This window comes from Bacteroides sp. An269 (genome assembly GCF_002159755.1).
Classification (GTDB): domain Bacteria; phylum Bacteroidota; class Bacteroidia; order Bacteroidales; family Bacteroidaceae; genus Phocaeicola; species Phocaeicola intestinalis.
This window is the reverse complement of record NZ_NFJG01000130.1, coordinates 1-11,353: the sequence shown is the minus strand read 5'-3', so window position 1 is coordinate 11,353 and position 11,353 is coordinate 1. Positions and strand designations below refer to the sequence as shown.

Here is an 11,353-nt window from a genome sequence, read left to right as displayed (position 1 = left end):
TCGCTCCTGTTCTTCGTCAGATAGCCCGCTATCTTCCTCATCACAGAAGCGAAAATGCCTCAAAAACTCATCCCAAATCATCGCACGATAAATTCAAAACAGCTTCTCAAAATAGTTTCTTATGTATCTCCATGCATTAATTAACCAATTGTTTTTCGTACCTTTGCACCCGATTTAGAAACTAAACGAAACGACATGTGGTTATTATTAGCATTCTGCTCGGCGGCATTGCTGGGCTTTTATGACGTGTTCAAAAAGAAATCGTTGAACGGGAATGCGGTGCTCCCCGTACTGGCGCTGAACACGCTGTTCTCCAGCCTCATCTTCATCCCCTTCATCCTTGTGTCCAGGTTCTGTCCGTCGGCATTGCAGGACACGATATTTTTCGTACCCGAAACGGGAGGCTGGGAAGTGCACAAATACATTGTGCTGAAATCGGTAATTGTACTTTCATCGTGGACCTTCGGCTATTTCGGAATGAAGCACCTGCCCCTTACCATCGTAGGGCCGATTAACGCCACACGCCCTGTAATGACCCTGGTGGGCGCATTGCTCATCTTCGGCGAGCGGCTGAACCTGTACCAGTGGATTGGTGTGCTGCTGGCGGTGGTATCGTTTTTCATGCTAAGCCGCTCGGGCAAGAAAGAAGGCATCAGCTTCGAACACAACCGCTGGGTGTGGTTCGTGGTGCTTGCCGCCTTGCTGGGAGCTATCAGCGGCCTGTACGACAAATACCTGATGGGAATGTTCAACAACATGGTGGTGCAGGCTTGGTATAACATCTACCAGCTTTTCATGATGGGGGCGGTGCTGATGTTCCTGTGGCTTCCGAAGCGCAAGACCACTACCCCTTTCCACTGGGACTGGTGCATCCCGCTGATTTCCCTCTTCCTTTCGGCGGCAGACTTCGTATATTTCTATGCCTTAGGAATGGACGACTCGATGATTTCCATCGTGTCGATGGTGCGGCGGGGAAGCGTGGTGGTATCGTTCCTCTTCGGTGCCATGGTGTTCCGCGAAAAGAACCTGCGGAGCAAGGCGGTCGATCTCGCACTGGTGCTTCTCGGCATGTTCTTCCTGTATCTGGGGAGCCGGTAGGATTCTCTTTATAGGAAAATTTAAACAGGCTCTACATACATCCGTGTAAAAGTCTGATTTCTGAAGCAGGAAAAAGGTAGCTTGCCGCTCCGTTTTCCTGCTTTAAGTTCCGGTAAGAAACATTTTTTCGCAAAAAAACAAGCAGTTTGTTTGCTGATTTGAGAAAAAGCATTACCTTTGCAACCGCAAAACAAAACAACGATTGTTGCGGAAATAGCTCAGTTGGTAGAGCACAACCTTGCCAAGGTTGGGGTCGCGAGTTCGAGTCTCGTTTTCCGCTCTATAGTAATAATGCCCAGGTGGCGGAATGGTAGACGCGCACGTTTCAGGTGCGTGTGTCGAGAGGCATGCAGGTTCGAGTCCTGTTCTGGGCACGTTCTTTTTAAGTTTGTTTATCGGAGAGATGGCGGAATTGGTAGACGCGCTACTTTGAGGGGGTAGTGACATTATGTCGTGGGAGTTCGAGTCTCCTTCTCTTCACCCGTTGTTGCGGAAATAGCTCAGTTGGTAGAGCACAACCTTGCCAAGGTTGGGGTCGCGAGTTCGAGTCTCGTTTTCCGCTCCACAGTAATGATGCCCAGGTGGCGGAATGGTAGACGCGCACGTTTCAGGTGCGTGTGTCGAGAGGCATGCAGGTTCGAGTCCTGTTCTGGGCACATCATTGCGGAAATAGCTCAGTTGGTAGAGCACAACCTTGCCAAGGTTGGGGTCGCGAGTTCGAGTCTCGTTTTCCGCTCACGTTAGTTATTTTGGGTTTCATTGCGGCAATAGCTCAGTTGGTAGAGCACGACCTTGCCAAGGTCGGGGTCGCGAGTTCGAGTCTCGTTTGCCGCTCGTAAGGAGAGATTGGGTTATCCCAGTCTCTCATTTCGTTTTTTATGTCTTAAGAGCCAGATATGGGTTCATCTGACCTCTTTCAGCTTTTCTTCCAATTGAAGAGCTGATATACCCAATTTAATAGCTTGCTCGTAGGCCTGACGTGCCTGGTGTTTCTTCTTTTGGCGGACATAAATGTCGCCCATCATCACATATACGTCAGCGTCATTCGGGTCAAGCTTTGCCGCAGTCTCAAGATCCAGCAAGGCCATATCGGTAAATTCCTGCTCCAGTTCCACATTGGCACGCATTTTCAAGAGTGATGCATCCTGCGGATATTCTTCCACCAACAGATTCAGGCGGTCACGGGCTGCAATGAACTTTCCTTCCTTCTGGTCAAGCATGGCAAGCCCGATACGGGCAGGCTTGTTTTTCGCATCCTTGCCCAATAAGACATTATAGTCGATACGCGCCTCCTTATACTGATGACGCTGCATATAGATATAGGCGCGGAACAGGCGTGCTTCTTTCTCTTCGGGAATAAGGTCGATGACGTTGCAATAGTCAATGTATGCTTTTTCGAGCAAGCCTTTATCCAGATACAATGCCGCACGGTTCAGAAGGATAGCCGTAGCGTATGGCGTGATATTCAACGCCATGGTATAGGCTTCGATGGCTTCGTCCGCCTTTCCCTGACGCTTCAAGACCGTGCCGAGGTTGGAAAAGAGCAAGGCGTTGCGGGCATTCTTGGGGTCGAGCTTCAAGGCTTCGCGGAAAAGCTGTTCGGCACGCACCAAACTGTCCTTCTGTGCACAAGCCATCGCTTCTTCCACCAGCTCGTTATAGTTTTGGGCATACAGTCCGAACGAGCACAGGCAGACACACGCTATGATAATCAGTCTTCGCATAAAACAAATGTTTTCTTTCACCACAGATTACACTGATTTAATCTTTAAAATTATTAACTGAAAAAATCTGTGTAATCTGTGGTGAAAAAATCAAGCTTCTTTAATATAATTCACAATCCATGCGCCAACTTCTTTTGTACCATACTTGGCACCGCCTTCTGCCTGGATTTCGGGCGTACGCACGCAAGCATCCAGCGAAGCGTCTACGGCACGGCGTATCAAGGCACCCTCTTCCTTACAATCGAAGTATTCGAACAACATGGCCACGGAAAGGATTTGCGCCAACGGATTGGCTATGTTCAACCCCTTAGCCTGCGGCCACGAACCGTGAATGGGTTCGAACACCGGCGTGCTTTCGCCAGTAGAAGCGGACGGGAGCAAGCCCATCGAGCCGCTGATGCAAGAACCTTCGTCGGTCAGGATATCGCCGAACGTATTCTCGGTCACCATGACATCGAAGAACTTCGGCTCCTGAATCATGCGCATTGCCGCATTGTCGACATACATATAGTCGGTGGTTACTTCGGGGTATTGGGGAGCCATCTCCTGGGCTATCTGACGCCACAAGCGTGACGATGCAAGCACATTCGCCTTATCGACTACCGTCAGGTGCTTGCGGCGCTTCATGGCATACTCAAAACCTACCTTCAGGATACGTTCGATTTCGGGACGGGTATAATAATTGGTGTCATACGCCTTATCGTTGTCCTGGTATTTCTCGCCGAAATACATGCCTCCGGTCAGCTCGCGGATGCAAAGGAAATCGGCACCGTCCACCAGTTCGGCACGCAAGGGAGACTTGTGCAACAAACATTTGAAGGTCTGCACCGGACGGATATTGGCAAACAGTCCCAGCTTCTTGCGCATGGCAAGCAAGCCCTGCTCGGGACGTACCTTTGCCGTAGGGTCATTATCGAACTTGGGGTCGCCCACCGCCGAGAACAATACGGCATCGGCATCCTTGCATACCTGATAGGTTTCTTCCGGGAACGGGTCGCCCACCTTATCAATGGCATCTGCACCGCAGATAGCGTATTCGTAACTTACTTTATGTCCAAACTTCTCACAAACAGCCGTCATGACGTCGACACCCTGAACAGAGATTTCAGGACCGATGCCGTCACCGGCTAATACTGCAATTTTAAATTCCATAGGTCTTCTTTTTTAGGTAACCAGGAAACCAGGTACCAGGTGACCAGGTTTAATATAGCATTTACAAAACTATTCAAGACCTAGTCAACTAGTACCTGGTACCTTGTCAACTGATTGTTATTCTTCAATTATATTCAACATTTTAATGGTCGCTTTGATTGCCGCTTCCGTCTGGTCGGCATCCAAACCGCGGGTACGGAACTCACGGTCCTCGTAATTCCACGTGATGACGGTCTGCACAAAGGCATCGGTACGTCCGCCGGGAGGAATGGTCACGGCATAATTGGTCAGCATCGGAAACTTGCGCTGCAACGTACCCTTATATATCTTGCGCAAGGCACGCACGAAAGCATCATACTGACCGTCGCCCGATGAACTTTCCTGATACACCTTGCCGTTGATTTCGATGCTGAGCGTAGCCATCGGCTTCAATCCTTGAGCAAGGGTGACGAAATAACTCAACAGTTTCACCTTGTTTTGCGCTCCGTCGTGTTTCAGCACATCACTGATGATATAGGGCAAATCTTCCTGTGTCACCAGTTCTTTCCGGTCGCCCAATTCGATGATACGTTCGGTCACCTTCCGCATCGAATCTTCGTCCAGTTCCAAGCCCAGGCTTTCCAGATTCTTGCGAATATTCGCCTTGCCCGAAGTCTTTCCCAAAGCATACTCACGTACCCTGCCGAAACGTTCGGGAAGCAAATCGTTGCAATAAAGATTATTCTTATTATCTCCATCGGCATGCACGCCTGCCACCTGCGTGAAAACACTTTCGCCCACTATCGGCTTGTTGGCGGGAATGCTCATGCCCGAATACGACTCGACCACCCGACTCACATCGTTCAGACGGCTTTCATCGATATTGGTCACGGCATGGAAATGATCTTTCAAAATCGCCTGCACACTGGCAAGGGGAGCATTGCCCGCCCGTTCGCCCAAACCGTTGATGGTGGTATGAAGTCCTTTCACCCCACTCAGCACAGCCGCCAGCACGTTGCTCACGGCAAGGTCGTAATCGTTGTGCGCATGAAAATCGAAGTGCAGGTCGGGATAACGTTTCTTCATCTTCCGCATATACTCGATGACTTGCAACGGATTGAGGATTCCCAACGTATCGGGCAACATGAACCGACGGATACCACAATCCTTTAAGCCGTCGACCAGCCCAAAGACATAAGCAGGCGAATCTTTCATGCCGTTGCTCCAGTCCTCCAGGTACACATTGACATCCAAATCCCGCTCATGCGCATAGGATACCACCGCCCGTATGTCCTCGATATGCTCGTCAAGGGTCTTCTTCAGCTGGTACGTGCAATGCTTCTCCGAGCCTTTCGTAAGTAAGTTAATGACCCTGCATCCAGCGTCGTGAATCCAGTCGACCGACACGTGACCGTCGACAAACCCCAACACTTCGACCCGCGGAAGCATGTTCCGCCGTGCCGCCCAGTCGCATATCATCCTTACCGCATTGAATTCCCCTTCAGACACCCGTGCCGAAGCGACTTCCACACGATCGACTTTCAAGTCCTCAAGCAGTAAGCGGGCAATCATTAATTTTTCATGGGGCACGAACGACACGCCATTGGTCTGCTCGCCATCGCGGAGCGTGGTGTCCATGATTTCTATTCTCGGATGATTTTCCATAAAACTTTTTTTTACTCGCCACAGATTACACAGATTTAATCTTTTATAAATGTCCGCATTTAGCCGGCAAGGAGTTAAGAAGCCAATACTTCTGTGCTATTGGCATTTAACTCCTGCCGAAGGCATAACTCCCTTCTAACTCCTTTTATCTATGAGGATATTCATTAATCTTTATCAATATTAATTATAAACAGAAAAAATCTGCGTAATCTGTGGTGAAAAATATAACGTGTTATCTGTGTTCTTCCTCGTAAGCCTCGATTTTATCCTTGTTTTCTACAAGGAAATCGATGTCGTCCAGCCCGTTCATCAGACAATGCTTCTTATAGGCATTGATTTCGAAGGTTTCCGACTTGCCTGTCGCCTTGTTGGTAATGGTCTGGGCAGGAAGATTTACTTCTACTTCCGTCTTCGGGTCGGCAAAGATAGAGTCGAACAGTTCTTTCAGGAATCCTTCGCTTACCACCACCGGAAGCACGAAATTATTCAATTCGTTATTCTTGTGGATATCGGCAAAGAAACTGGATACTACTACACGGAAGCCGTAACCGGCAATCGCCCACGCCGCATGTTCGCGGCTGGAACCACTTCCGAAGTTCTTGCCTGCCACCAGGATTTGCCCGCCATATGTCGGATTGTTCAACACAAAGTCTTTGTTCAGCGAACCGTCCGGATTGTATCTCCAATCGCGGAACAGGTTATCACCAAAGAATTTTTCATCGCGTGTAGTGGCCTTCAGGAAACGTGCCGGTATAATCTGGTCGGTATCTACATTTTCGAGCGGTAAAGGCACACAAGTGCTGGTAATTATATCAAATTTCTGTTTCATGTGTTCTTAGTTATTTAGTTTTTGAGTTCTTAAGTTTTGAGTTTTTCAATAAATTATGGGAAACTTACAAACTCACGAACTTACAAACTCAAAAACTTACATTAATGTTCTCGGATCTGTTATCACTCCCGTTACGGCTGCGGCGGCTGCGGTCAGCGGGCTTGCCAACAACGTGCGTGAGCCAGGACCTTGACGGCCTTCGAAATTACGGTTGCTGGTAGATACGGCATATTTGCCTGCGGGAATCTTGTCATCGTTCATCGCCAGACAAGCCGAACATCCCGGCTGACGGATAGCAAAGCCCGCTTCTTCAAGAATCTTGTCTAAACCTTCTTCACGAATCTGTGCATCCACCATCCACGAACCCGGTACAAGCCAAGCGATAATATTGTCAGCTTTCTTACGTCCTTTCACGATAGAAGCAAAAGCACGGAAGTCTTCGATACGACCGTTGGTGCAAGCGCCGAGGAACACGTAATCGACTTTCTTGCCCAACAAAGACTCGCCCGGCTGGAAGCCCATATAATGCAGGGACTTTTCGAAAGACGCCTTCTCTACGTCACTCATTCCTTCCGTAACAGGAATGTGAGCGGTGATTGCCATCCCCATACCGGGATTGGTTCCGTAAGTAATCATCGGCTGGATATCGGCGGCATCGTAACGCACTTCTTTGTCGAACACGGCATCTTCATCGCTCTTCAACGTCTTCCAGTACGCCACAGCCTTATCCCAATCTGCTCCCTTCGGCGCATATTCACGCCCTTTGATGTATTCGAAAGTCACTTCATCGGGAGCAATCATACCGCCACGGGCACCCATTTCGATAGATAAGTTACACAAAGTAAGACGTCCCTCCATCGTCAGGCTCCGAATCGCTTCGCCGGCATATTCTACGAAATATCCCGTAGCCCCGCTGGTCGTCATTTTCGACATCATATAAAGGGCTACGTCCTTGGCAGTCACTCCTTTTCCCAATTTGCCGTCAATGGTAATGCGCATGGTCTTCGGACGTGCCTGCAAGATGCATTGAGAAGCCATGACCATTTCCACTTCGCTGGTGCCGATACCGAAAGCAACCGCTCCCATCGCACCGTGTGTAGAAGTATGCGAATCGCCACAGACAATCGTCATGCCTGGCAATGTCAGTCCCCGTTCGGGACCCACCACGTGAATAATGCCGTTCCGCTTGTCCATCATACCGAAGTGAGTCAATCCGAAATCGGCGGCATTCTTTGCCAATGCATCCACCTGCGCCTTCGAAACCGGGTCTTCGATAGGTTTGTCCTGGTCGTGTGTCGGCGTATTATGGTCGGGCATGCAATAAATCCGTTCCGGACGGAAGCATTTCAATCCCCGCGCCCGCATGCCGGCAAATGCCTGCGGACTGGTCACTTCGTGACAATAAAGGCGGTCGATGTACAATTGCGTGGGACCGTCTTCCACTTTCTGCACCACGTGTGCATCCCAAATCTTATCAAATAAAGTATTAGCCATACGTTTCAAATGTTATCTCGTTCCGTTATTTTCTGAATTTATTAATGCAGTCGATATACGCTTCCACTGAAGCCGCGATGATATCGGTATTGGCACCAAAGCCATAATACATCTGTCCGTCGTATTCCACTTGCATGTGTACCTTACCCACATCGTCGCTCCCTTTACTGATTGCCTGAATGGTGAACTCTTTCAAGGTCATCTGACGTTTGATAATCTGTTTCACCGCCTTAATGGCAGCATCCACCGGCCCGTTACCGGTAGCGGCGGCCTCGAAATGCTCGCCCGAGATATTCAAGCCCAGGCTTGCCACCGAACGCACGCCTACCCCACTGGTCACCTGCAAGTATTCCAGCTTGATGTGATGATTCACATTGCGGTCGGCACCTGCAATCACCAGAATATCGTCATCGGTAATATCCTTCTTCTTGTCGGCAAGTTTCAGGAAATCCTCATACACCTTGTCCAGCTTCTCCTGATTCATTTCCACACCCAGCACATGCAAACGATGCTTCAATGCCGCACGTCCGCTCCGGGCAGTCAGTACAATCGCATTATCATCGATTCCCACGTCTTTCGGGTTAATGATTTCGTACGTCTGCACGTTCTTCAGCACACCGTCCTGATGGATACCCGAAGAGTGTGCAAAGGCATTCCGTCCCACAATCGCCTTGTTGGGCTGCACGGGCATGTTCATCAGGCTGGAAACCATACGGCTGGTAGGATAAATCTTCTGGGTATTGATGTTGGTATCAATGTTCAGATGCTTGTGGCAACGCAAAATCATTGCCACTTCTTCGAGCGCTGTATTGCCGGCACGTTCTCCGATACCGTCGATGGTCACTTCCACCTGACGGGCTCCGTTCAACACACCGCTGATGGTATTGGCTGTAGCCATTCCCAAATCATTGTGGCAGTGGGTAGAAATGACAGCTTTGTCAATGCCGTCCACGTGGTCGACTAAATACTTGATTTTAGCCCCATACTCATCCGGCAGGCAATACCCCGTAGTATCGGGAATGTTCACCACCGTGGCTCCCGCCTTAATAACCGCTTCAACCACCCGTGCCAAGTATTCATTGTCGGTACGTCCGGCATCTTCGGCATAAAACTCCACATCGTCTACATAGCGGCGGGCATATTTCACGGCAGCCACCGCACGCTCGATGATTTCTTCGCGCGTGGAGTTGAACTTGTACTTGATATGCGAGTCGGAAGTGCCTATACCCGTATGAATACGTTTATGCTTGGCATACTTCAAAGCTTCGGCTGCCACGTCAATATCTTTCTGCACGGCACGAGTCAACGCACAAATGGTAGGCCACGTAACCGCTTTTGATATCTCAATCACCGAATTAAAATCACCCGGACTGGAAACCGGGAATCCGGCTTCAATCACATCCACACCCAACGCTTCCAACTGTTTTGCCACCTGAATCTTTTCAACCGTATTCAACTGGCATCCGGGAACCTGTTCCCCGTCGCGCAAGGTCGTGTCAAAAATAAACAATCTTTCACTCATAGCATTTATTATCTTTAATCGTCATTCAAACAAAAAGCCTTTCGCACATAGAAGTGGGAAAGGCTTTACATATATCTTGTACCGTTATACATTTACGCACGCGCCTTGCTTCCCACTGGCTTCACCAATAGAATAATCAAACCGCATAGCAAAATATGTATAAACAATGCATTCATCTGTTTCTTTTTTTATTTTACGGATGCAAAGGTAGACATTATTTCGATAAAACAAAATAGAATGAAAGTTTTTTATCAAATTCAGCAACAATTTTACACATTTAAGCCTACTTTAAGCGCAATTCATACAGACAAGCATCCAATTCTTTGCTACTTCCCATGTGCTTTCCCATATCATCAGACAGTTTCACACATTCGCGCCACTCTTGGTTTACATTCATCTTGCAACGCGACAACTTCATCACGATATTAGAAGGAGTATAGCCTGTATCATTAGTCAGATTCGTTCCGATGCCAAAAGAACAACGAATTTTCCCCTGGCAATATTCAAAAATGTGAAGCGCTTTCTCAAAATCCAGCGCATTGCTGAAAATAATGGTTTTCGTAGTAGGGTCAATCCCCAATTCCTTATACCGGGCAATCAGATGTTCTACAAACTCAAACTCGTCCCCGGAATCACACCGTACCCCATCGAACAGCTTGGCTTGCTTGCGGCTGAAATTCGAAAGGAAAGCATCTGACGTATATGTGTCCGACAAAGCTGTACCCAAATCGCCGTCATACACATTTACCCAATTCTCTAAAGCCATATAATTGGCATGCTTGTAACCGAATTGCGCGCCATGAAACATAAACCATTCGTGCGGATGGGTCCCCATCGGAAGCAGGTTGTATTTCATGGCAAGAAAACAATTGGAAGTTCCCGTACAGTAGCGGGCATGTTCTTTCAAATAGGCAACGACTGTTTCATGCACATCAAACGAAAAACGGCGGCGGGTGCCAAATTCAGAAAAAGGCATGTGATGCGTATTAGACAAGCTGACTTTTCCAGACAAACGGGCTATGATGTCCTGACGGTCCGGTATACGGTTTAAGAACTGATTCTTTATTTCTGAAATAATCGCCAATAAAGGCACTTCATACAGTGTTACCTTATATAATAAGTCCGTAACTTCCATGTGTAAATGGCGTTCTTCGTCCAAATACAAATGAATCTTATCCGGATCAAAACGAAAGGAAAAAAGCCATTCCCAATATACCCGGGGCAAGAACCGGCAATGCGAACACATGTACTCTAATTCTTCCTTACGCAAAGACACCAAAGCAAGATTATGAATCTCATTCTTCAAGGCATTCAAGAAACCCTCTGTGTATTCCGTATCATCGCGATCCTTGAAACTAAACGTTCCCATCGCATACGGAAACAATTTAATATAAGCATACGAGGTGGTAAACTTATACAAATCTGTATCCAAAACTGTCTTTATAACCATAACTTCCAATTTGGCATAAAGATACAATTTATTTCATTGTTCCGCAAGTTCACCTTAAATATTATATAGCCGATCTGAAATAAAAAAGAAATGCATAATCTCAAAAAGAGAAAGGGATCCTCCCTCGGCCATCAGACCGGGGAAGGATCCCAAAACGGCGGCTACCTACTCTCCCACTGTTACGCAGTACCATCGGCGTGACGAAGCTTAACTTCTCTGTTCGGAATGGGAAGAGGTGGAACCTTCGTGCCATAGCCACCTTAATGCCATGAAGGAAAAGTGACCTGCGACAGGCAACCAACAAACTATACAATAGACACGCCGCGAAAGTCTCGGGCAATTAGTAATGCTCGGCTGTGGTGTCTCCACCTATACACCTGCATCCTATCAACGTCATCGTCTATGACGACCCTCAGGGAAATCTAATCTTGCGGAAGGCT

General features: G+C 48.2%; 8 protein-coding genes, 7 tRNA genes and 2 rRNA genes. 8 read left to right on the top strand and 9 right to left on the bottom strand.

Annotation, left to right across the window (positions count from 1 at the left end):
• Positions 1 to 195: 195 nt before the first annotated feature.
• The 8 genes from B5F71_RS16980 to B5F71_RS16945 all read left to right on the top strand — a co-directional run bounded on the left by B5F71_RS16980 (position 196) and on the right by B5F71_RS16945 (position 1,932).
• The gene (locus B5F71_RS16980) at positions 196 to 1,098 is read left to right on the top strand and encodes a DMT family transporter (RefSeq protein WP_022039217.1); all 903 of its coding nucleotides are present in this window, start codon (positions 196 to 198) and stop codon (positions 1,096 to 1,098) included.
• A 207-nt stretch (positions 1,099 to 1,305) separates the two neighbouring features.
• A tRNA-Gly gene (locus tag B5F71_RS16975) sits at positions 1,306 to 1,378 on the top strand.
• A gap of 13 nt (positions 1,379 to 1,391) precedes the next feature.
• Positions 1,392 to 1,472: transfer RNA gene (locus B5F71_RS16970), tRNA-Leu, on the top strand.
• 23 nt (positions 1,473 to 1,495) lie between these two features.
• Positions 1,496 to 1,578 (top strand) — tRNA-Leu (locus B5F71_RS16965).
• 9 nt (positions 1,579 to 1,587) lie between these two features.
• A tRNA-Gly gene (locus B5F71_RS16960) sits at positions 1,588 to 1,663 on the top strand.
• A gap of 10 nt (positions 1,664 to 1,673) precedes the next feature.
• Positions 1,674 to 1,754: transfer RNA gene (locus B5F71_RS16955), tRNA-Leu, on the top strand.
• Positions 1,755 to 1,761: 7 nt separating this feature from the next.
• Positions 1,762 to 1,834 (top strand) — tRNA-Gly (locus B5F71_RS16950).
• A 25-nt stretch (positions 1,835 to 1,859) separates the two neighbouring features.
• A tRNA-Gly gene (locus B5F71_RS16945) sits at positions 1,860 to 1,932 on the top strand.
• Positions 1,933 to 2,000: 68 nt separating this feature from the next.
• Here B5F71_RS16945 and B5F71_RS16940 read toward each other — a convergent pair.
• The 9 genes from B5F71_RS16940 to B5F71_RS16900 all read right to left on the bottom strand — a co-directional run.
• On the bottom strand, positions 2,001 to 2,822 hold the full coding sequence (locus tag B5F71_RS16940) for a tetratricopeptide repeat protein (protein ID WP_087212655.1): 822 nt from the start codon (positions 2,820 to 2,822) through the stop codon (positions 2,001 to 2,003).
• A 90-nt stretch (positions 2,823 to 2,912) separates the two neighbouring features.
• Positions 2,913 to 3,974 (bottom strand): 3-isopropylmalate dehydrogenase, encoded by a 1,062-nt coding sequence (leuB, locus tag B5F71_RS16935; RefSeq protein ID WP_013618801.1) that lies wholly within the window; start codon positions 3,972 to 3,974, stop codon positions 2,913 to 2,915.
• 117 nt (positions 3,975 to 4,091) lie between these two features.
• Positions 4,092 to 5,618 carry an alpha-isopropylmalate synthase regulatory domain-containing protein gene (locus B5F71_RS16930; RefSeq protein ID WP_013618800.1) on the bottom strand — a complete coding sequence of 509 codons (1,527 nt, stop codon included), beginning with the start codon at positions 5,616 to 5,618 and terminating at the stop codon, positions 4,092 to 4,094.
• A 232-nt stretch (positions 5,619 to 5,850) separates the two neighbouring features.
• Entirely contained in the window at positions 5,851 to 6,447 is a 597-nt protein-coding gene (gene leuD, locus B5F71_RS16925; protein ID WP_013618799.1) for a 3-isopropylmalate dehydratase small subunit, read from the bottom strand.
• A 96-nt stretch (positions 6,448 to 6,543) separates the two neighbouring features.
• Positions 6,544 to 7,941 (bottom strand): 3-isopropylmalate dehydratase large subunit, encoded by a 1,398-nt coding sequence (gene leuC, locus B5F71_RS16920; RefSeq protein WP_087212652.1) that lies wholly within the window; start codon positions 7,939 to 7,941, stop codon positions 6,544 to 6,546.
• Between the two features lie 25 nt (positions 7,942 to 7,966).
• Complete coding sequence (locus B5F71_RS16915; protein WP_013618797.1) at positions 7,967 to 9,463, bottom strand: 2-isopropylmalate synthase; 1,497 nt, start codon at positions 9,461 to 9,463, stop codon at positions 7,967 to 7,969.
• Positions 9,464 to 9,746: 283 nt separating this feature from the next.
• A complete protein-coding gene (gene pncB, locus B5F71_RS16910) occupies positions 9,747 to 10,913 on the bottom strand; it encodes a nicotinate phosphoribosyltransferase (RefSeq protein WP_087212658.1) in 1,167 nt (388 codons plus the stop codon).
• Between the two features lie 152 nt (positions 10,914 to 11,065).
• Positions 11,066 to 11,176, bottom strand: a 5S ribosomal RNA gene (rrf, locus tag B5F71_RS16905).
• Positions 11,177 to 11,233: 57 nt separating this feature from the next.
• A 23S ribosomal RNA gene (locus B5F71_RS16900) occupies positions 11,234 to 11,353 on the bottom strand; the annotation flags it as partial.